Raw genomic sequence first — 21,099 nt, 5'->3', positions numbered from 1 at the left:
TTATGTTATATCCTTTTCCATGTCTCGGAGGTCGAGTTCTCATTGGGCAGCCATGCCTGGAATTCCCGCTCCCCTTCCGGTTCGTTCACCTCAAAGGTATACCAAGCGTTCCTGACCGGGGAACCAAAGCAAACCTGCAGCTTGAGGTCCGTCACATCGAACAGAATGGACCACAGCGTGCCGAGTCCGTCCTCGTAATGATGACAGGTTAACCCATTGGGCATCGGCGATGCCAACAGCTGGATCAGCTCCGGCTTCCCGGCACGGCCGGTGTTGAGAAGCCGGGTGATCGCATTCAGGCGATCCACCGATTGCTTCATCCGATTCTTCACATGAGCCTGCATCTCCGGCAGCGTGTAATGGTTGGTAGAGGCAACGAAGCCTCGCCCTGTTCCGGAAGAAATCACCTGAATCCCCTTTGCCTCATTGCAAATCTCCAGGAGAGCCGCCTCCCCGCTCCGGTCCGCCACGATCAGATTGCAATTGGAGGAGAGCGGAAGCTCGCGAACAAGGTCGACGGCCTCCCGAACCGACTGGCAACGATCCAGCAAGAACCGAATCACGATCCAGAACTTCAGTCCGTCTGCCTTCGACCATTCAAGGGGAGTGCCGTTCGACATGGTCACGGTAAGTCCCTTCTCGTTCATCCCGTCATACCGGCCGAAGAGAAACATGCCGAAGCCGGTATGAGCGTAGGCCCCGTCAGCCTTCACCGTGAAGAGGTCCTTCTCTTCCTTCACGTCGTATTCATAGTTGCGTCCAACATAGAGATGACCATCGGCCGTCTGCGAAGGAAGCACGGCAAAATGCCCGCAGCCGCCGTTCTTCGCATGGGAGAGCAGGTAATAGCCTAACTCTTCCGGCGAACGGCGGAAATACTCTGCAAAGCCCCGCAGCTCTTCGTTCAAACTCGGGGAGTAACGATCGATAAGTGCCATCGTCTCTCGAATCGCTTCTCGATCTGCCGGGTCCCCCTCCTCTTTGCGAAAGATCATATGGATTTCATCGGAGTAATGGGTCTCGGCAAACCGGGCAAGCTTTTGGCCTACCTCATAGGCCGATCCGGCGAAGGAAGCGTGTCGATAGGTCGCCATCTGCTCATTTTGCTGCATACAAAAGCCCCTTTCGTGATGGGTGATTTCCCCATTATAGGTTCACGAGAGAGGCTCTGTATTGACGTTCCTTGCGATATTTTCACAGCCGCCCAGACCATAGAAGTCATGGGGTACGGGCTCTATCCGATGCGAACAGGATGGCGCAGGATCGTCTTCATCTTGGCCCTGTCCGCCTTGCGCGGATCCGATAAGTAGAGCTCATGATGCCGCCGCGTATCCGATAGATCGGACAGCAGTCCCTGTTCCTCGGCATAGCGATTCATCTTCTCCTGCGTTTCAGGCTCCTCGTCGAAGCTGCCGATATGAAGGCATTGGACACACAAGCCCTCGGTAAAGGTGACTAACCTGGCCTTTGCTCCATCCAGCTCCGGCTTCTTCTTCTGCGCCAGTTGGACCGCACGATCAAAGACCTCTTCATTCACGAAGTCCGGCTGGCGGATCATGGAGGTCCAGCAATACTTGGACTTGTCCGTGAAATCCAAACTCGTGCTATCCTCCAGCCACCACAGCCCTTCCAGCGGCGGGACGACATAATCAAAGTACCCAAGGGGGGCCGTTCCATGCCTGGGAGCCATTTTAATGGAATAGGACAGGGTATACAAAAGCTCTACCGCCTTCGAATACTCCCCATCCGGATCATTGGGATTGCCGTGTCCGTCGATTTGAATAAACTTCATCGGAGGCACGTGAATTCGATGCGGTCCCGCCTTCGGCTGGTACAAGTCCTTGAACACCTTTTTGTAATCGAGCTTCTCCATGCTAGGGATCTCCTCTCCTGAACTCTGCGAGGTCAGTATAGCATGAGGAATATGCCAACTGAATGTCCTATTTGACGGGCTCGTTTCAACAAAAAGGGGGAAAGGGACTAGAGCGTTTCTTTAAAGACATACTCAATCGGCTGGTCTTGCAGCTCCATGCTCATCGACTCCGGAATGGCCTGCCGATAAGCGGGATCATTCGTGTAGAAGGTATACCCGTTTCCGGTGATCCCCAAATCCAGAAAGTAGATGAATTCCCCTTGGGTACGCAGCATGATTTCCGCGCCTGTATCTGACATATACCCGCAGAAGTTTTGCTGTCCGTCGACATAGGTTTTCCCCATATCGATCACGAACCCCATCTCGTTGTAAACACTCTCTCCCAGCAGGCTGAGCATTCTCGCTTCCTGCTCCTTGGACCCCAGCACCTCTTCCTTGGACGGACCTCCAATGAACACGGGATCTCCCGTGACATAGGTTCCGGCAAGGGTCACATCCGCTCCAAGCCCAAGAGAATGGGAATCCCCCTCCGTCACCAGCTCAATGCTTTGATCTTCCTGGAGCAGAAAACGAACCGTTGCCCCCTCGTTGGAGTCGGATGGCGCGATGACATACTCCCCGACCTTATCGGACAGGAGCTTAGCCGTCCCCTCCAAGGTCCCGGAGTTCGCATGATAGGAAGACGATATCTTAAAATCAAAGGAATCTGCCTGCTGGTTCGTGATGGTCAGCCCTGCATTCTCGGCCCGCGTGACCTTGGTCCGGTCTCGCTCACCCTCAAAGGAAAGCTTCTTCTCTTCCTTCGGAGAGGGACTGGGAGAAGCTTCCGCTCCCGTATCGGTCGAGGGTCCCCCGCTCGGGGCTACGGAAGAAGCTTCCGTCGGGCTTTCCTTCGGTGACACCGACTCGGCGCTCTTCTTCTGACAGGCCGTAGTCATCACCAGGGCTGTCACAATCGTCAAAACGAATAAACTTTTCTTAAAAGGTTTCAATCCAAGAACTCTCCTTCGCGAAATGTCGTTTCTTTCCACGAAAGAAGAAGTTCGACAAGAATATTCAATTTCCTCCATTTTCCTTGGCGTGCACCCCGAAGAGCAAGAATAATCAAATGGACACGCTGCCAACTGAGCTATAATAGCGGTGACAGGAGGTGAGGAACCCCTTGATGGAGAATCCGCGCGGACGAACCATTCATATGGCCCTGCAATATATTGAAGATCACTTGCATGAGGAGTTGAGCGTGGAGGCCGTTGCAAGCGCCGTCTCTACGTCCAAATATCATTTTCACCGTTTGTTCCATGCCTCCATTGGAACACCGCTCGGGACCTATATCCGAAATCGGAGATTAGCGAATGCCGCGAGCGAGTTGATTACAACCGAACGAAGAATTCTGGAGATCGCGTTGGAGCACCAATTTGACTCTCAGGAAGCCTTCACCCGGGCTTTCCGCAAGCAATACCACATGACGCCGGGCCTTTATCGATCCTTCATGACCACACTCATACAGAAGAGGGAGCTGACTCGCCACATGGACAAGATGACAAAAGAACCAAAAGGCTGGATGCTGACTGGAACTCATCCATCGGATTACGAGATGGGCATCGATATGAAGATCACCCACCAAGGCAAGGCCTCGGGAACCTTGCGCGGGACGAAGGACCATGCCGGAGGGTTTGCCACCATGATGCAGATCATCCAGGCCAGCCGCTATCGAGGACAACGCCTGCAGTATTCCGGCTTCCTGAAAACCGAGGACGTCGAGCACATGTGCGGCCTGTGGATGCGGGTGGATGGCAAGGACCAGGAGATTCTGCAGTTCGACAACATGAGCAATCGCCCGGTTTCGGGAACGACACCGTGGCGTCACTACCAGGTGGTGCTGGACGTGCCGCATCATGGGGAAGCCATCTCCTTCGGGGTGCTGCTGGCCGGCAAGGGGCAGGTGTGGGCGGACAGCCTTCGCTTCGATGTCGTGGATGACAAGGTTCCGACCACGAATCTGGATGACACCGTGAACCTCCCGGAATTCCCTGTCAACCTCAGCTTTGACGAACTGGAATAACCCGCCAGGTACAGACAATAGAAAAAGCAGCCGACGATATCGGCTGCTGAGGAGGGCTTCTCGGTGTTTCTCATTCTGAAAGAAATCATCATGACCGCCGTACAATTCATCACCGACTTTGTTTCCCTTCGCCTGGATGCCTATCTCTATCTGTGGTTTGCCGCACTGTTCGCAGCGAGCTTCGTCACCACCTTGATCCAGAGAAAGGAAGGGTCGGTCTCCTATCGTCCGGTTGAATGCGTGGGAATCAACCTGCTGGCCATCGTGCTCTATCTGGTCCTTGGAACGCTGCTGGCGAAATCGGTTGCACGCTTGGAGGACACGCTCTCAGGGAACGAGGACAACCTCATGTTCTACCGAATCTCGTTCCTGCTCTCATCGGTTGCAATAGGCGTTGACATTGTTCTTGACCGCTTGAAAAAGAAGCGCTCCTTCTCCTACACGCTGGAGTTTTTTGCAGGAAGCACCGTTTGCTTTCTCGCCTTTCAAATCATGAAGCTGGCGGCCTTCCTCGACCCCTCCCTGCCTCTCTCCTATGTAGTTCTGCTGTCGATCTCGGCCGGCATTTACACCATCAGCATGAAGTATTTACTGGAACACGGGGTGAAAGAGGAGCACGAACATCGCAGGGAGCAACGGGAAAATCCAGCCCGTTAGTAGAAGCGGCCCTGCCGCACGAAGCTATTCAACGGACAGAAGAATCTCCCGCATGGATGCTCCCAAGATCGGACTTTCAACAGCCGGAACTTCCGCTCTAGGCGAGCTGTCCGCCTAAGAATCGCAATCTGCCCTAAATACAAAGGAGAAGGCCGATATGTTCAAAGCAACAAAAAAAGGTGAGACTCTCGTCTACTGACGGAAAGTCTCACCGTTTTGTTTCTTAGCCTTCCACGATCGCTTCGATGGCCGATCGAAGCCCGCTTGCGATGTCGTCCAGCGCCATGCTCGCCTTGCCCGGCTTGTCCACCACCTGCTGCGGGATGAACGGGACATGGATGAACCCGCCCCGTACATCGGGATACCGTTTCTCGATGTGATAGAGAAGGCCATACATCGTGTTGTTGCAGACGTAGGTTCCAGCGCTGTTCGAGAGGAACGCCGGCAAGCCGTTATCTTTGATGCGCTGAACCATCTTCTTCACAGGCAAGTTGGAAAAGTAAGCCGCTGCGCCGTCTTCATAGATCGGAACATCCTCCGGACGGTTGCCTTCATTGTCAGCAATGGAGGCATCCAACAAGTTGATCGCCACCCTCTCAATCGCAATGCCATTGTAGCCGCCCGCTTGCCCGACGCAGATCACCACATCCGGCTGTTCCTCTTCCACATGCTGGATCAGCTTCACGACCGACTTGTGAAACACGACGGGGAGGGGCAGCTTTCGGATCTCCGCACCGGCAATCGAGTCATCCAAGCGCTTGACCGCTTCCAGCGAAGGGTTGATGCCTTCTCCGTTAAAGGGTTCAAATCCGGTGACCAGAATCTTCATGAGCTTGTTTCCTCTTCTTCCTCCCAAATGGCAAACTCTCCATACCCGAGGAACTCGCGAGTCTCCAAAATCTCACTGCCTCTGATGACGATCTCGATCCCATCCTCATAATCCCAGTCCATTCCGGCGTATAAGGCAGCGCCGAGAACAGGGTCTTGTCGGTTGTAAGGATTCCGATAAAGGTAGATATCGCTAATGGAGAGAAACGGCAGAATTGCTCTTCCCTTCGCTTCGGCGATCCCCTCCGCCCGCCTCATTTCCGGGTAAATCTCGTTTACAATCTCGTCCTTCCAGGTGCAAAGCTTTCCGCACAAGTCGTCGATCGCTTCCGCTGGCAATTGGTTTAATCCCGACCCAATATAGGCCTCTGCTTCTTCCAGGGTCATTTCTTCCTCGCGGAAATGGTACTGCACCCGATCCCCCGTTGGGGCAAATGGACCAAAGCCCAAAGTGGCTTCGCCGTTTGAAGCGTATCCGTCCTCTTCCTTCCCTACCTGTTCCAGTCGAAACGATCCGTTCATGCAGTCAGCTCCTCTATCGTTCCCTTATTCGCAGTACTCATTGATTGGATCAGCTCGATTTATCCCTAGAGTACGAGTTTTCTCGCTGCCTGTCGATCATTATCTTCCGACTCCAAGGGGTGATGATCAGCTCCGGCGGCCCTCTACCTCGTAGACCTTCGTGGCAATGTTGGCGCTGAACTCACTGTCATGCTCCACAAAGAGAATCGTCGGCGCATACTCCAGCAGAAGCTCCTCGATCTGCATGCGGGAAATGACATCGATGAAATTAAGCGGTTCGTCCCAGATGTACAGATGGGCCTTCTCGCAGAGGCTTCTGGCGATCAGGACCTTTTTCTTTTGGCCGCCGCTGTACGCCGCCATATCCTTCTCGAATTGAGTTCGGGAGAAATCCAGCTTCCGAAGGATCGTTTTGAACAAGCTTTCGTCTATTCCGCACTCGGCCGCGTATTCGGTCAGGCTTCCCTGCAAATGCGAGGTATCCTGGGATACGTACGAGATTTGAAGCTGGCTGCCCTTCCGGAAGGTGCCCGTATAGGTGATCTCCTCGCCGAGAATCAGCTTCAGGATGCTGGATTTGCCTGAACCGTTTCGGCCCAGAAGCGCCACCCGTTCCCCCTGCTCAATCGCAAAGCTGACCTTCTCGCAAACCGTGGTGCCCCCATAGGAGATCGCAACATCTTCGAGCTCCACGAGAGCGCTTTTGTGATAGGGGAGCGGGGAAAGGCTCAGGCTTTCGGAGGTCTCGATATTTTTGAGCAGCTTGCTCTTCTCCTCAATCGCCGATTGCTGCCTTCGCTCCAGCGACTTGGACCGCTTCATCATTTTCGCTGCCTTGTGACCAACATAGCCTTTGTCGAGCTTGCTTCCCGAGTTTGTCGTACCGTTCTTCGTTCTCTCTACCTCATGCGACCAGGCGCCTGTTCGTTTGGCGGATTCAGACAAGCGAGAGATGTCCTTCTTGAGCTTCTCGTTCTCTGCCAGCTCGAAGCGGTCCTGCCTCGACTTGTTCTCCCACCAATCGGAGAAATTCCCCTTCGTGACCTCAATCGTGGTCTTGTTGATGGAGAGCACGTGATCCACGCAGCGGTCGAGGAACGAGCGGTCGTGCGACACGAGAATGTAGCCGCTCTTGGAGCGGAGATAGGTGCTGACCAGCTTGCGCGCTTCCATATCGAGGTGGTTGGTCGGCTCGTCAATCAGCAGAAACCGGTTTTCCTTCAAAAACAAGGCGGCCAGCAGCACCTTCGTCTGCTCTCCATTGGACAGCGTCGAGAAGGGCCGCTCCAGTACCTCCTCGGGCACCCGCAGGTAGGAAAGCTCGCGCACCAGCTCCCAATCCACAATATCCGGGTCAATGTCGCGAATGATCGCCAGGGTGTCCCGGTCCTTGTCCTCCACCTGGAATGGAAAATAGTCAAAGCCCACATTGGCGGAGATGGTTCCGCTGTATTCGTAGCGGCCGAGCAGCAGCCGAAGAAAGGTCGTCTTTCCTCTGCCGTTCCTCCCCGTGAAGCCCAGCTTCCAATCGGTATCCAACTGAAAGCTGACGTTCTCGAAGATCGGATCGTAGCTGCCGTCATAGCTGAAGGTCAGGTTGTTTACGCTTATCATAGCCATGAGAATTCCCTCCTAAAAAAGGGAAGGAGCCGCAAGAAGGACTTCTTCTCGCAGCTCCTGAATACGCCGAAGCCAGACCCGTGAAGGGCATGACCCAGGCTGTCCGTTTGGGCTGAAAAGAGAATCCATAACCTTCTTGCTTGCATAATAAAACAGGCGGCTCCATCCGCTTTTGTTGTCTTATTAAGCTAGAGCGCGGGTTTGAAAACACGCGCACCTACATCAGCAAGAACGTTACTTCTTCATCTTTCCAACTCCCATCAAATTCGTTGTTAGCACTATACCATAAGGCGATTCCAAACTCAACGTAAGGAATCGTTATAACCATTGTGGCCGACTGCGCCCTCGCCTCAATCCTTGTTGAATTCATGCTCCAGCCATCACACTTGTGCAAGCTAGATCTGGAGTCTTTCCAGACCTTCCTGCAAATGCTCCAAAAAACGGCTCAGGGCAGGCGAAGGCAGCTTGCCCGTCTTCATCGCAATGCCTAGTCTTCGGTAGGCGGGAACGCTAAGCTCCTTTCGAATGACGCGGTAAGGCGTGCGGTGCAGAAGAAGCTCGGGCAGGATGCTGATCCCGAGGCCGCTTTCGACCATGGAGATGATCGCATAGTCGTCCTTAGCGCTAAACCGCACCTTGGGCTGAATGCGATGCAGCTCGAACAGATCGGTAATCTCGTTCGTTGTTCCCTCATCCAGCAGGATGAACGGCTCTTCGGCAAGCTTTTCCACCGGGAAGAAGTTGCAGTCAGCCAGCGGATGATCCTCCGGCAGGATAACGAGCAGCCGATCCTGCTTCAGATAGCGGGTATCCAAACCCGGCCTAGCCGGAAGCCGGAGAAACCCGCAATCCGCCAGCCCCTCCTCGATCCAGTTTTCAATCTGGTCATAATCTCCGTGCAGCAGCTTGAATTCGATGTTCGGATACTCCGCGTGGAACGTCTTGATCAGCGTCGGCAGCCAGTGCACCGCTACGCTCGTGAACATGCCGATGCGGATCAGTCCGGCCTGCAGCCCATGCAGCCGCCGGATCTCTTCCTCCAGTTCGCGTTCCGCATTGCACACGCGGCGAATAGAAGGCAATAGCTGCATCCCGTCCGAGGTGAGGCGAATGCCGGAGCGATCGCGAACGAGCAACTGCAGCTGCCACTCCTTCTCCAGCGCATTGAGCATATGGCTGATGCCCGATTGCGTATAGCCGAGCGCCGCCGCTGCTTTGGTAAGACTGCCCAGCTCTACGGTTCTCAGCAGGGCTTCATACTTGGGATTGGACATATGGACTCCCTTTCGTTCATGACCCCATCTGCATGAGAATTTATCATGTTGATCATGAAAAACATGCGCTTTTCGAATTGATGCTTTTATTGTTTACTATTCTGGTGCACTTGGCAAGACCTGCCTGCAACCGACGAATGAATGGAGCCGCCTGTCATGTCTCAGAAGAAAGCTGATATCCTCCTTGCCTTGATCTCCATGGCCTGGGGCTCGTCCTATCTCCTCATGAAGCTCGGCCTCGGCCACATGGGGCCGTTCACCCTCATCGCGCTCCGCTTCGGGATCGCCTTCCTCCTGACGGCGCTGCTCTTTCGAAGGCGCGTCATGCATGCCGATTGGCGGACGATTCGCTATGGAGCCTTGCTAGGCCTGCTCCTGTTCGGCCTCTTCGCCTTCCTGATGTTCGGCCTGCGTTCGACCTCCGCCTCCATGGCGGGCTTCCTCACCAGCGCCACCGTTGTCTTTGTCCCCCTGCTCCAGACGCTGATCACCCGCCGCAAGCCCGAGCTCCCCGTTGCGGGGGGAGCCACCCTGGCTCTCGTCGGAATCGGGCTGCTCTCGCTGAATGGACGCCTGACGCTTACAGGCGGCGCTGTGTTGTGCTTGGCCGGCGCCTTCGCTTACGCCTGGCAAATCATCGTCACCAACCGCTTGACTCATAAAGCCGACGGGCTGCTCCTCGGCATCTTCCAGCTCGGCTTTGCTGCGCTGTATGGATGGATCGGTAGCCTGCTCTTTGAGCATCCCGCTCTCCCCGCAAGCCGCGAGGAATGGCTGGCTGTGCTGGGGCTGGCCATCATCTGCAGCGCCTTCGGCTTCGTGCTTCAGCCGGTCGCACAGAAGCACACCACGCCCGAACGCACCAGCCTGCTGTTTGCGCTGGAGCCGGTGTTCACCGCCCTGTTCGCCTGGTTCTTCCTGCAGGAGAGGCTGCAGGGGAGGGGCTATCTGGGCGCCGCGCTCATTCTGGCCGGAGTGGTCATCTCCGGCATCAAGCGGAAGCCGCAGGCCGCGTTCGATGGCCCCACGCCAAAGTCTCACCTGCCTTTTCTCACGCGGGTGGCCTCTCCTCGGCACAAGCCGTTCGTTCCCGCAGCCGCACAAGGAAAGAAGCCCTGAGCGCACCGCCCAGGGCTTAAGGTTTCGTGAACCGGACAGAATGCTGTCCGGTTCTTTGGTTTATGCTGATCGAGTAAGGAGGAATGCTCGATGAGCGACGCCATGAAGGACATCTACACCCCTGCATTTATCCAAGGCTTTGGGAAACAGGTACACACTGCGTACCCCAGCTTCTCTGTCGATGCCTTTACCGCCGATGTATTTGCGCCCCCCTGGGACGAGCTCCCGCTGCGTGCCCGCATGCACCGGATTGCCGAGCAACTGAAAGCTCACTTGCCCGGTCCGTATGAGGAAGCGCTGACTGTTTTGATTTCGCTTGAGGAAGCCTGCACCGGGTTTCCCTATTTGTTCTTTCCCGACTTTGTTGCAACGTACGGCAGAAGCGAGGAGCATTGGGAGCTCTCCATGCACGCATTGGAGCGATTCACCCAGCGATCCTCGGCAGAGTTCGCCATCCGCCCCTTCTTGCTTCAGGACCCGGAGCGTGTCATGAGCCGAATGCAGCAATGGGCGATCCATCCGAATGAGCACGTCCGGCGCTTGGCCAGCGAGGGCTGCCGCCCGCGACTGCCGTGGGGAGTCTCCCTGCCGTTGTTCAAGAAGGACCCCGCTCCGGTTCTCTGCGTGCTGGAGCACCTCAAGGCGGATCCCTCTCTCTATGTTCGCAAGAGTGTCGCCAATAACCTGAACGACATCGCCAAGGATCATCCCGCCCTCGTGTTGTCCGTGGCCAAGGAGTGGAAGGGCCAGCATCCCCATACAAACTGGATCATCCGGCACGGCTGCCGCTCCCTTATTCGCAAAGCAATCCCGGAAGCGCTGGCTCTCTTCGGCTATACGGAGACAACACCGGGGGAGAGCCTGGTGCGAAACGCCTCCCTCACGGTGCAACCGGAGCAGCTGCACATAGGAGACCGCTGCGAGCTGCACTATTTCCTCAACCTGAATAAGGCCGATGCCGTCCAAATGCGGCTGGAGTATGGCATCGACTTTATCAAGCACAACGGCAAGCCCTCCCGCAAGCTTTTCCTGCTCTCGGATCGAACCGCAGCAGGAGACGCGCATGTATCCGGGAAGCGAGCCCACAGCTTTGCCGATCTGACGACCCGCAAGCACTATCCGGGCCTGCACCGTATCGTTCTTCTGCTGAACGGCCAGGAAATCGCCCACACGCAGCTAACCCTTTTGAAGCCCTAAAGATCACGAAAGCCTCCTCTCCGATAGGTGTATCCAGCACGGACTTTTCCGCAGGTTGGATCGCACATGCTTGCCGGATGTAGGAGGCTTTGGTTTGTTTCCCGGTGCGAAGGCTAGAGCCGCCGCGAATAGATAACCCAGGAGATGAAGTAGGTCAGCACCATCAGGATCAGAACCGCAAAGAGAGTAAAGGCCACGGCTGCATGGAAAAAGACGGCGATCCCTCCGGCAAGCCCGACCATCCCCAGGATCAAGGAAAAAGAGAAGGATAGGGATCGAAAGGAAATCAGTCGGCTGCGTTCGTCATTTTCTTCAATGTAGAGCTTCTTTAATGCCGCCTCATTCTTTAATGCTTTGGCATATTGGACAATGAAACCGAGCATAGCGGCGAATATACCGAGAAAGACACCGATTTGCATCCCCTTGATCATGCCTTTGAAAAAACTCCCCATTTCATCTGTACCGCTCACTTCGCCGACCGAATGCTGCCACAGCGCAATAGATACGGTCAGAAGGGCGGACACCACCAGCAAAATCGAAAAAGCCTTCATTCGAAATCGAATCCGTTTTTCAAAGCTTTCCATGTTTAAAACGCCTCCTCCGATAAGTCAAACACCTCTTCAATCGTCAGGTGAAAATACTTGGCTATGCGGTAAGCTAGCACAAGCGAGGCCGTATACTTGCCCGTCTCAATGGAAGTGATGGTCTGCCGCGTAACCCCAACGGCCTGGGCCAACTCCTCTTGCGACAGCTTGTTGGCTTTTCGCAGCTCGGGTATTCGGGTATTCACTCGTTCTCCCCCTTCGAAAGCAAAGTTAACTTTGCAATTTTAGTATAGTATGCTTTGCAAAAAATGTAAAGCTTACTTAGCAAAAAAGCGACTGTCAAATAGGATCATTGTCATTAACAAAACAAAAACCCTTTCCTGAAGGAGAGGGTTTCGGTCTATTCAAGATTGTCTTTGATTAGGATGAGGCCGCTATTCCTCCCAGGTCTGTGACCACCCGCAGGAACTCAGCTTGCAGTACGTTTCAATCTCTGCGATAACCCGTTCCGCTTCTTCCTCCGACCGGGGATTCGTTAGGTGGACACTCTTCACGCTGCTGTTCTCCAGGTCCTTCACGTTCGTCAAATTGACGACATCAATGTTTACTTCCTTCACCTGAGCACATCGCTTGACCAACGCCATATCGCCCATGGGATAGGTAAGCTCCTGCAGCTTGCTCAGGCCGCAAACCAGCTCAAGCTGGGATTCATCCACCGCTTTGCGATCCGTGGAGAAGACCCTCAATTTGGTCAGGCTGCGCAGGAACCCCAAATGGGAGATCGGGACATTTTTAAGCTCCAGCTCGGTTAACTTGGTGAGACGAGAGAGGTAATCGAGGGTTCCCACTTCCATTTTGTCCAGACTCAGCTCGGTCAAGTTCGTCAGGTTTCCGATGGAGTCGAGGTTCTGTATGGACCCTTTGTACAACCGAAGCTTCTTTAATGATTTGAGCTTCTCTAGAGCCTCGACATCCTGAAGAGAAAGACCAACCAGTGTCAGCTCCTTCACGCTTCCCGCTTCTTGCAAATAAGGCAGATCCGTCTCCTGGAAGGCTTTGCTTCCAATAATGACCTTAGCCAAGGAGGAGACTTCCCTCAGTGGTTCAAAGCTGGCAATATTGTTCGCATGAATGATCAGTTCCTTGAGATTCCCCATGTGCTTCAGCGGCTCAAGGGAAACCTCATCGAACTTTTCCCCCTCATTAGCCTTGATGAAGACCATTCTGGTTTTGGCTAAGGTTTGGGTCGAGATTCGGTCCTCTACCAGCTCATCCTTGAAGTATTCCGCCCAGAATCCATGGAGAGCAATAGAATCGGCGTACGCATCACCAGCTGTTCCGGTCAAGGCAAGGACATCACCGAATAAGTGCCCGCTCTTCCAGCTGATTACCCGTTCCCCTTCCTCTGCATCCTCTTCCTCATCCAGCACGAGCTGTCCCTTCGCAAACCCGTTCACAACAAAGTCCAAGAACCCGCTAAGACTTTCAGCAAGGACATAGGAAATGTCGGAGTCGTGGTCAATGGTAATGATTTGCCCGTAGCTTCCTGCCGGCCCTGGCATCAAATCCATGACCAGGAAGGATCCTCCACCATCATCTGCAAAGGGAATCCATCCACTGCGGTAAGGCCCTTCGAGAATCTGATCCTTCTGGTTGGATAGGATGGAATAGGCCGAGCTTTGCAGCCCCTTCCAATTGCGATGAATGGATTCGAGTGTCATCCATCCGAAGCCCGCCATAACACCGCAGAGTGAATCCCCTTCGCCATTATGCGCCAGATACAAGGTTCGGAACTCCTCCGGGAGCTTCACCCCGGCTTGTCTCTCCCATTCATCCAGCTCCTTGGCTTCGACGCCTGGAGGGAGCAACTCTTCGATATCCGGAACATAAGCCTTTAAATGGTTGATCCATGTGCTTGCGGCATCCATCACGTTATCCTCCTTGTCTTCTTCCTGGCTCCTTCTTCATTTAGGAAAGAGGCCCTTCCTCGTTGATTATCCCCCCGAAAAAATCACTCGTGTCTACCTTTTTTTACAAGGGATTACATCTCTCTTTGGTAGAAAAAGAGCATCATTTCTGAAAAGAAGGGGCCACGGATCAGAGAACCAGGGAAGTCAGCCGAGACCCCCTCGTTGATCGAGCGGGTCTCTTAGCGCTTGGTATATCGCATGATGACAATTCCATCCTGCACGAAAACCTCTTCCGTCCGCAAGGGGATCGTGGGGTTGCCCCCGAGGAACAACGGCCTTCCCTGCCCGAGCACAATGGGAATGAAGCCGATGATGTATTCGTCGATCGCATTCGCTTTGACAAATGCATCAATGACCACTCCGCCGCCAAACAGGTAGATTGTTCGGCCCTGCTGCTTCTCTTCCTGGATGAGACGGACGATATCGCCTTGAATGAACGTCAGGTTTCCTTTGCTCTCCAATGCTTCCGAAGTGGCGACATAAACCTTCTTGTGCGCGTACTCCTTGTGCATTCCCTGCTCATAGCAGCGCTTGCCCATCACCACAACATCCACGCTGTCCACAAATTGCTCAAACACGAGCTGCTTCTCTGTGTCCAGGCTCGAATCGCCATGGCCGACGATCCACTCGTAGCTTCCATCCTCGCTTGCGATGTACCCGTCCAGGCTGACCGCCAAATTCAAAATGATTTTCCCGCTCATTCGCTCTTCTCCTTTCAACGTTCTAATGCCAAATGAAGAATTGGATAAGGCCGTCCCGCACCGTCGGTCGGTGATTCCCTGACGATGGCAAAGCCGTTTTTTTGGTAAAAGGCCAACGCCTTCGGATTGTCCTTGTTCACATCCACGCTCTTCACCCCGAATGTAGCCAGGAGCTGTTGCATGATCTGCTTGCCGTACCCTTTGCCAATGGATTCGGGGTCAAGGAACAGCATCTCCAGGTGTCCTTCGTGTATGGCGGAAAAGCCTAGCATGGCCCCGTGGAGATACCAGAGCTGAACCTCCAGCTGCGGGAAGTAGGAGGGGATTTCGAGGCGGATGGCCTCCCGAGCTTCCGCGCTCAGAAAGGAATGAGTCGCGATCACCGAGCGCTCCCAGAGCTGGAGCATCTCGTCGTAGTCGCTCGGAGCTGCCTGCCTGCATTCAATAGGGAATGTCTGGGTCATGAGTCTCCTCCTTCTCATTCCTGCGTTGGGGCCAGGGACGGAAACCCGGCTCGGCTCCACAGCCATAACGGAGTATGTACATCAATTGGAGCAAGTCCGGTGCCGCTGAGGGCATGCGCCCATGCTTCCGCTGCCCTCCTGCGGTCATCTGCCGAGCCATTCAGGACATCGGCGGTGCAGAGTCCCAATTGGACGGTGGCTTTCAGAATGTGCGTATCGGGAGCAACGGTGATCAGCTCGCGCGACTTCCACTTCACCCCGGCATAGGTCTCCATGACATATAGCCAGTAGTTAAAGATCTTCGGCCCGGATAGATAGGGGAAGCTTGCTTTCTGCGAACCCTGCATTCGGTCCTTCAAAACGGCAATGTCCCCATCCGCCGCTTCCAGCATTCCCGCCACATCGCCAGCCGCAGAAGCCTGGACAATCCCCTCGGCGACCCTTCTCCAACTATCCGGGTGGCGATTGGGCTGCAGCGCAACCCGATGCCGGAGCAAAGACGACCGCAGCTCCTCTAGTCCTGCTGCGGATGCCGTTCTCGGTGTGAATACCCAGCGAATCTCCTCGTCCTGATAGGCTTGAGCCACCGCCCTCCACAAAGCATAGGCGTCTCTTTGATAGTTTAAAGCCATAGCCAACGTCAGCACATTCGACAGGTCCTTCTCCGGGACAATCCCTCGAAGAGCATCCTCGGGCATGACTTCTCCCCCAAGGTACCCCTGCTTGTGCAAGTGAAGCAATGCCTGGACCTTATCTAAAAAAATCGTACTTGCCATACGTTCCCCTCTGCTTCAGACGGATGCTGAGTCCAGCATCCATTTTGATGATATCAACGTATCATCCAGCTTTCGTCATAGCAAGCAAGAACGATTTTTCAACATATTTCTCCAATATCTGACATATTTTCGACTTTTTTCGTTGATTCTGTAGACCAATTGGTATATTGTAGGAGTTGCAATATACAAACTTATCCAGAATGGAGAGATCATTGATGTCTGCACAGCATTACAAAGTTACACTGAATTCTTCCGAAAAAGTGATTATTTCCTATGCTTCCGGTTTTATCAAGGTGGAGGACGCCCAGGATATCATCGATCAACTGAAGGCTGCATTCAAGAAAGTGAACACGAACGAGTATGCCCTCATCATAAACGGCAAGGATGCCAAGACGGTTTCGGCTGATGTTGTTCCGTTGATGCAAGAGGTGCTGGAGCTTTACTCCAATACCCCATTTAAAGCAAAGTACATGGTAGAGCTGAATTCCGGTATTCAAGCCAATCAAGTAAAGCGCGTCGGCGGGGAAATGACGAACGGCATGATCTCGATCGGTTCCGAAGAAGAAGCCATTGCTGATTTCAAAAAAATGTAATCTCTAGCTTTACTGGCCGCTGACGGTTTTCTGACAGCGGCTTTTCCTTGTTCGGCGCATGTTTCATGCAATGACACCCCCTGGTCATGAGCTGGAGTCCCATACGGGCTCTGCTATCATTTCCAAGGGGTGTCTTTTTCGCTCACTCTTTTATTTTCCTAGAAGCTTTCCATCGAACTTATACAGGAAGGTCGAGATGATGTAGCCGGCTCCTGCAGAGCAGAACACGACCGTGTCCCCGTCTTTGATTTTGCCGTCTGCAATTGCATGCTGGAGACCAAAGAGCGGGCTGGTATGACCGGTATAGCCATACTTGTTGCCGACAAACGTATACAACCGGGGATCGTCCTCCAGCCCCAGGTTCGCCATTACTTCACGAATGGCTGTGATGGAGAACTGGGAGAAGATGAAATGATCGACCTGATGTTGAGTGATGCCGTTGCGCTGGGTCATTTCCCGAATAAGGATGTTCCACTTCTCCGGAAGGAAACCGAAATCAACCGGTTCCCAGCCGCCTTTTCGCTTCGGTAAAGGCAGGGATTCGTCATGAATGCGAGATAAGCCGCTGTCCGGCATCGTCGTCATGCGATAGAAGCTGGTATCGGAGTAATACTCCGAGTCTAGCACGCCTACCGGGGTTTCGGACTCGACCAGCTCCAAAACAACGGCTGCGCTGGAATCTCCCCAAGCTCCATAATACAATTCGTCATCCTTGTTGCTCCAAGGAGAGATCAGAATGCTGCTCACCAGCAGGGCGTAACGGACTTTCTTATGTACCATATAGCGATAGATCTGATCAATCGCCGTGATGATGCCGGTGCAGTTGGCGTTAAAATCATAGACAATGTGTGCGTTGTTCGTTCCTACTTCCCGACTGATCAAGAGAGCGTTCGTCGGAATCAAATATTCCGGCGTGTCTGATGCGAACACAATCATTCCTACTTGCAAGGGATCCAGATTCGCGTGCTCCAAGGCCCGCTTGGCGGCAATGGCACCCATGGTAATGCCCGTCTCTTCCGGATCGGCATAGTAGCGCTCTTCTCTGCCCAAATGAGCATACAAGCTCTCTACATCCTTGCCATGCTTCCGGAAATGCTCGAAAATCACATCGTTGTTCAGCTTGTTCTTCGGGTGGTAATTGCCAAGTCCAGAGATTCTCACATACGATTGCCGCATCTGCATTCTCCCTCCACGTCATCCTGCTGTTCCTCATTTCGGCATTTGCGAAATGATTACCAGCAGTGTAGCAAGAATTTACTGGAAAACGTAGAGTAACAATTTGTAATTATAGTAATGTTTGCACATTATCGAAAATTAATTCCCTAAAAGGGCCGTTTTCGGTCTCGAACCTTGCTTTTCCCATTACAGAGGTCCTGCTTCCAGAGTCCCTTATCTTTCTATTTCTCATCTCCTCCAGAGGCTTTTGTCCGATATATAGCCGAAACTTTCCTGATTATTCGACATTATCCATACGGTTCAGGCTTATTCTAGCTTCTCTGTGAACATGGTAAACTAATGGAAGAATACGGGTAAGAAGATATCAAGCCCAACGAAATCATCCCGGAATGGAAGGGTCCCTCTATGCGCGACAAAGTTATGATCATTGAGGATGAACGAAAAATTGCCGAAGCCATCGCGTATGCCTTAACGAGAGAAGGCTACCAGGTCGAGGTCGTCACACATGGGGAATCGGCGATCAAGCGAATAGCGGAATTCATTCCCCATGCCATCATTCTGGATGTGATGCTTCCCGGCATGGATGGGTATGAAATTCTGAAGCGGCTTCAAGACAAAAAACGAACCGGCGTCATCATGCTGACCGCCAAAGAGGACATCGTCAACAAGGTACTGGGGCTTGAGCTTGGCGCGGATGATTACATGACCAAGCCCTTTGACATGAGGGAGCTGCTGGCGCGCCTAAAGTCGCTTCTACGAAGGATGCAAGCGGCCGGCGAGCAGGAAGAGCCGAAGGAACTGGTTTTCGGTGATCTTGTCATGCAGGTTAGCAGGAGGACGGCTTATGCCGGGGACCGAAGGCTGGAGCTGACCAACAAAGAATATGACCTGCTGGTCCAACTGCTGTCCAGCCCGGACCGGGTGTATACACGGGACCAGCTGCTCAATCTCGTGTGGGGAATGGATTACATCGGGGGAACGCGCACCGTCGACATCCACATCCAACGGGTACGCAAAAAACTGGGGGATGACTACAGCGAGCTCATTCAGACCGTTCACGGGGTCGGCTACAAGGTCCTGGGAGGCTACCGTGAAAATCAGTATTAAACTGAAGTTCAGTATCTTCCTCGGGCTTCTGCTGCTCTTGACGGTCTATCTCCTGAGTTTGCTCGTCTTGGAGGGCATTCGGAAGAATCAGGACGAGCAGCTGGAGCAGGAGTTCGCCCAGCAGGCCGCCACCGCCAATACCTACTTTATTCAGACGCTGCTCAGCGAGCCCAACAAGGTGCCGGAGAGTTTTCTCCTGTCCAAGGGCAAGGAGTTCGCGCAGCAACTGGAGCTCATTACCGGCCAATCCATTGTTCTGTATGATCGGCAGGGAACCGTCCTTACCAAGGACGCCTCTTACACTGTATCGGACGGCATGAAGAAGACACTGCCCTTCGCCCAGCAGAACCAAGAGGCCTATCTAACCGAAAAGGATTCCTTGTATTACATGGCCCCCTTGCGAACCGGAACCGAGCAGGTCGGTGTCATCCAGTTCTACTCCTCCCTTGCAGCCGACCAAGCCTTTTATAATCAGATCAAGCAAGGCTTTCTCACCGTAGGTGCCGGCATCTTCGTGATTAGCTTTCTACTGGCCTACGCTTATTTCCATTCCTTCGCTCGCGGGGTCATCCGCCTGAAGGAAGCAGCGGAGCGAATTCGACAAGGGAATTACGCGAGAACAGCCCCGCTCTCTCGAAGGGATGAGCTTGGCGAGCTGAGTGCAGGAATTGAAGCCATGCGGGAACAAATCAGAGAAACGATCCAGCAGCAGAAGGAATTCATCGGCAATGTCTCCCACGAATTTAAAACACCGTTAACCTCGATCCGGGCTTATCTGGATTTACTGGAGATGTATCCGGATGACAACACATTGCTGGAGACGGCAAAAGGGACGATCGCCAGCGAAACGCAACGGCTCTATGAAATGGTCGAGAAGGTGTTGAGCTTGTCTGCCCTGGAGAAATACGAGTTTGAGCTCATCAAGGAGACGGTAGAGGTCCGGCAAGTCCTTCTCCCGGTGCTTGCCAGTCTGCAAGGAAAGCTGGAGAAGTTCGGGCTTCGCCTGAACACGGACCTGATGGAAGCCTATGTTGAAGCAGATAAGGACTCGCTGACCATAGTCTTCGTCAATCTATTGGATAACGCGATCAAATACAACACTCCGCAGGGGCATATCACCGTCACCTGCTCCATCCAAGAGAACTGCGTCTGGATCGACGTTGCCAATACCGGTACTCCCATCCCGGAGGAGGTTCAAGCGCACATCTTCGATCCCTTCTACACCGGAGACAAAAATCGGGCTCGGGAACATGGCGGCACGGGGCTCGGGTTGGCCCTGGCCCGGAAGTATATCGAGGTGCAAGGAGGAAGCCTATCGCTCGTGAAATCCGATGCCTGGGGCTCTCTCTTCCGAATCTCGATGCCTGCCTCCCCCGCCCCTTCCAACCGTCAAGCCGATTTATCGAGAGATAAGAATTTACATTTTTGAAACATGAGTTTGCAGCTTGGGAACAAAACCTTGCTATCGTTAGGGAAGAAACCAAGGAGGCGATTCGAATGAGAGTCAAACGCACCATGAGTCTGGCAGCCATTCCCGTGCTCGTCCTCTCCCTTAGCGCATGCAATCCGGCGCAGGAAAACCGAACCGTCATCAAGGACTCCGGGGGCACGATAACGGTCGTGGAGAGTCCTGCCCCGAAGGCAGGCAGTCCCGAGTTATCGGTGGAGAGAATGGAACGGCTGGATCAGGTCGAAATCACCGATTGGCTGGATGAGGACACGGTCATAGTCTCGAAGGAAAATGACGCGCTGGAGAAAATCAGCTTGGCCGAATTGTCGGAATTCCACCCAAAAAGCTTGTATTCCTACAACCTGTCGACCAAGCAATACAGGCTGCTGAAGGAAAAGAAAGGTACCTTCTTGGGCGGGGCGGTTCTATCCCCGGATAAGAAGCACCTGCTGTATCACGATTACACGTTAGGAGATCCAATCTATTCCGTGCTCAATCTGAACGACCTCACTTCCTTTGCTATCACAGGCGAGCCGGTCGCCGGGGCGATCAGTGCACATTGGGCGGACAGCAAGACGGTGATCGGCGTGGCGTACAGCCAAGGAGCCTACCTCGCGCAAACATCAGGCGAGCTCAGCCTGTTGCCGGAGCTGAATGAGGAAGGTTTGTTCATCGTTCGCAAGGGGAAGGAGAACGTCTATTACAACACCACTTCCGACGAGACCCTGCGAAGGGTTAACCTGGCTACAGGGCAAAAGACCAGCTTGAACATCGGGCAAGTGAGAAACGCAATCCCCTCGCCGGATGGAACGCAGCTGCTGGTCCTTCAATATGAGGGGTCCCAGGCCACCTTGACACTTATGGACGAGAATGGACAGAACCATAAGAAGATTGCCCAAGGCACCGAGCTGGACGGAGCCGCCTGGTCGCCGGATCAACGATTGGTCGCCTATACACGAAGTTCCGATTCAGGCGGCACCTCTGGAAAGGGCTTATACGTCTATGACAGGCTGACCGCCAAATCAATTCAAATCGCCGTCGGCCTCGATCATGCCCTGACCGCCTGGAGCCCCTCCAGCAAAGCCCTCGTCTATACGGAGAGCAAGGACAATCGCTCCAGCAGTACGCTTGTCTATTTGAAGGATTCCCTGAAAAAGTAGTCTCG

General features: G+C 53.7%; 22 protein-coding genes. 8 read left to right on the top strand and 14 right to left on the bottom strand.

Translation table 11 applies throughout. The annotated features are described in order from the left end of the window. Positions 1-5: 5 nt before the first annotated feature. From AAFN83_RS13070 to AAFN83_RS13060, 3 genes are all read right to left on the bottom strand, one after another. Positions 6-1,112 carry a C45 family autoproteolytic acyltransferase/hydrolase gene (locus tag AAFN83_RS13070; protein WP_347770014.1) on the bottom strand — a complete coding sequence of 369 codons (1,107 nt, stop codon included), beginning with the start codon at positions 1,110-1,112 and terminating at the stop codon, positions 6-8. A 122-nt stretch (positions 1,113-1,234) separates the two neighbouring features. After that, on the bottom strand, positions 1,235-1,873 hold the full coding sequence (locus tag AAFN83_RS13065; RefSeq protein ID WP_347770012.1) for a GyrI-like domain-containing protein: 639 nt from the start codon (positions 1,871-1,873) through the stop codon (positions 1,235-1,237). Between the two features lie 107 nt (positions 1,874-1,980). Further along, positions 1,981-2,865 (bottom strand): hypothetical protein, encoded by an 885-nt coding sequence (locus tag AAFN83_RS13060; protein ID WP_347770010.1) that lies wholly within the window; start codon positions 2,863-2,865, stop codon positions 1,981-1,983. A 173-nt stretch (positions 2,866-3,038) separates the two neighbouring features. Between AAFN83_RS13060 and AAFN83_RS13055 the strand changes: the two genes are divergently transcribed. Both AAFN83_RS13055 and AAFN83_RS13050 read left to right on the top strand, forming a co-directional pair. Next, positions 3,039-3,935 (top strand): helix-turn-helix domain-containing protein, encoded by an 897-nt coding sequence (locus AAFN83_RS13055; protein ID WP_347770214.1) that lies wholly within the window; start codon positions 3,039-3,041, stop codon positions 3,933-3,935. Between the two features lie 63 nt (positions 3,936-3,998). Continuing rightward, positions 3,999-4,592, top strand: a complete 594-nt coding sequence (locus AAFN83_RS13050) for a DUF5823 family protein (RefSeq protein ID WP_347770008.1) — start codon at positions 3,999-4,001, stop codon at positions 4,590-4,592. 223 nt (positions 4,593-4,815) lie between these two features. Here AAFN83_RS13050 and pcp read toward each other — a convergent pair whose 3' ends face one another. From pcp to AAFN83_RS13030, 4 genes are all read right to left on the bottom strand, one after another. Further along, positions 4,816-5,421 carry a pyroglutamyl-peptidase I gene (pcp, locus tag AAFN83_RS13045; RefSeq protein ID WP_347770006.1) on the bottom strand — a complete coding sequence of 202 codons (606 nt, stop codon included), beginning with the start codon at positions 5,419-5,421 and terminating at the stop codon, positions 4,816-4,818. Continuing rightward, the gene (locus tag AAFN83_RS13040; RefSeq protein ID WP_347770004.1) at positions 5,418-5,942 is read right to left on the bottom strand and encodes a hypothetical protein; all 525 of its coding nucleotides are present in this window, start codon (positions 5,940-5,942) and stop codon (positions 5,418-5,420) included. The genes pcp and AAFN83_RS13040 overlap by 4 nt, the downstream gene beginning before the upstream one ends. A gap of 126 nt (positions 5,943-6,068) precedes the next feature. Then, positions 6,069-7,562, bottom strand: a complete 1,494-nt coding sequence (locus AAFN83_RS13035; protein WP_347770002.1) for an Lsa family ABC-F type ribosomal protection protein — start codon at positions 7,560-7,562, stop codon at positions 6,069-6,071. Between the two features lie 395 nt (positions 7,563-7,957). Then, the gene (locus AAFN83_RS13030) at positions 7,958-8,836 is read right to left on the bottom strand and encodes a LysR family transcriptional regulator (RefSeq protein ID WP_347770000.1); all 879 of its coding nucleotides are present in this window, start codon (positions 8,834-8,836) and stop codon (positions 7,958-7,960) included. A 156-nt stretch (positions 8,837-8,992) separates the two neighbouring features. Here AAFN83_RS13030 and AAFN83_RS13025 point away from each other — a divergent pair, with 156 nt between their 5' ends. Both AAFN83_RS13025 and AAFN83_RS13020 read left to right on the top strand, forming a co-directional pair. After that, the gene (locus AAFN83_RS13025) at positions 8,993-9,955 is read left to right on the top strand and encodes a DMT family transporter (RefSeq protein ID WP_347769998.1); all 963 of its coding nucleotides are present in this window, start codon (positions 8,993-8,995) and stop codon (positions 9,953-9,955) included. 90 nt (positions 9,956-10,045) lie between these two features. Next, on the top strand, positions 10,046-11,152 hold the full coding sequence (locus tag AAFN83_RS13020) for a DNA alkylation repair protein (protein ID WP_347769996.1): 1,107 nt from the start codon (positions 10,046-10,048) through the stop codon (positions 11,150-11,152). Between the two features lie 113 nt (positions 11,153-11,265). Here the strand turns inward: AAFN83_RS13020 and AAFN83_RS13015 are convergent, their stop codons facing one another. From AAFN83_RS13015 to AAFN83_RS12990, 6 genes are all read right to left on the bottom strand, one after another. Continuing rightward, on the bottom strand, positions 11,266-11,736 hold the full coding sequence (locus AAFN83_RS13015; RefSeq protein ID WP_347769994.1) for a hypothetical protein: 471 nt from the start codon (positions 11,734-11,736) through the stop codon (positions 11,266-11,268). A gap of 2 nt (positions 11,737-11,738) precedes the next feature. Next, positions 11,739-11,942: a helix-turn-helix transcriptional regulator gene (locus AAFN83_RS13010; RefSeq protein ID WP_347769992.1), complete on the bottom strand. Its 204-nt coding sequence runs from the start codon at positions 11,940-11,942 to the stop codon at positions 11,739-11,741. Between the two features lie 189 nt (positions 11,943-12,131). Further along, positions 12,132-13,625 carry an SMI1/KNR4 family protein gene (locus tag AAFN83_RS13005; RefSeq protein WP_347769990.1) on the bottom strand — a complete coding sequence of 498 codons (1,494 nt, stop codon included), beginning with the start codon at positions 13,623-13,625 and terminating at the stop codon, positions 12,132-12,134. A 221-nt stretch (positions 13,626-13,846) separates the two neighbouring features. Then, positions 13,847-14,368 (bottom strand): dihydrofolate reductase family protein, encoded by a 522-nt coding sequence (locus tag AAFN83_RS13000; protein WP_347769988.1) that lies wholly within the window; start codon positions 14,366-14,368, stop codon positions 13,847-13,849. A gap of 14 nt (positions 14,369-14,382) precedes the next feature. Next, positions 14,383-14,832, bottom strand: a complete 450-nt coding sequence (locus tag AAFN83_RS12995) for a GNAT family N-acetyltransferase (RefSeq protein ID WP_347769986.1) — start codon at positions 14,830-14,832, stop codon at positions 14,383-14,385. Positions 14,833-14,846: 14 nt separating this feature from the next. Beyond that, complete coding sequence (locus AAFN83_RS12990; RefSeq protein ID WP_347769984.1) at positions 14,847-15,608, bottom strand: hypothetical protein; 762 nt, start codon at positions 15,606-15,608, stop codon at positions 14,847-14,849. 215 nt (positions 15,609-15,823) lie between these two features. Here AAFN83_RS12990 and AAFN83_RS12985 point away from each other — a divergent pair, with 215 nt between their 5' ends. Further along, the gene (locus tag AAFN83_RS12985) at positions 15,824-16,201 is read left to right on the top strand and encodes a hypothetical protein (protein ID WP_347769982.1); all 378 of its coding nucleotides are present in this window, start codon (positions 15,824-15,826) and stop codon (positions 16,199-16,201) included. 150 nt (positions 16,202-16,351) lie between these two features. Here the strand turns inward: AAFN83_RS12985 and AAFN83_RS12980 are convergent, their stop codons facing one another. After that, positions 16,352-17,377, bottom strand: coding sequence for a 3-oxoacyl-[acyl-carrier-protein] synthase III C-terminal domain-containing protein (locus tag AAFN83_RS12980; protein WP_347769980.1), 1,026 nt, complete (start codon positions 17,375-17,377; stop codon positions 16,352-16,354). 405 nt (positions 17,378-17,782) lie between these two features. On the opposite strand from AAFN83_RS12980, the gene AAFN83_RS12975 reads away from it, so the two are divergent. The 3 genes from AAFN83_RS12975 to AAFN83_RS12965 all read left to right on the top strand — a co-directional run bounded on the left by AAFN83_RS12975 (position 17,783) and on the right by AAFN83_RS12965 (position 21,094). Then, positions 17,783-18,484: a response regulator transcription factor gene (locus AAFN83_RS12975; RefSeq protein WP_347769978.1), complete on the top strand. Its 702-nt coding sequence runs from the start codon at positions 17,783-17,785 to the stop codon at positions 18,482-18,484. Then, positions 18,468-19,913, top strand: coding sequence for a sensor histidine kinase (locus AAFN83_RS12970; protein WP_347769976.1), 1,446 nt, complete (start codon positions 18,468-18,470; stop codon positions 19,911-19,913). Before AAFN83_RS12975 ends, AAFN83_RS12970 begins: the two co-directional genes overlap by 17 nt. Positions 19,914-19,981: 68 nt before the next feature. Further along, positions 19,982-21,094 (top strand): TolB family protein, encoded by a 1,113-nt coding sequence (locus AAFN83_RS12965; RefSeq protein WP_347769974.1) that lies wholly within the window; start codon positions 19,982-19,984, stop codon positions 21,092-21,094. Positions 21,095-21,099: the final 5 nt, after the last annotated feature.

This window comes from Gorillibacterium sp. CAU 1737, from assembly GCF_039888655.1.
Lineage (GTDB): Bacteria > Bacillota > Bacilli > Paenibacillales > NBRC-103111 > Gorillibacterium.
This window is presented reverse-complemented; position numbering and strand designations above follow the sequence as displayed.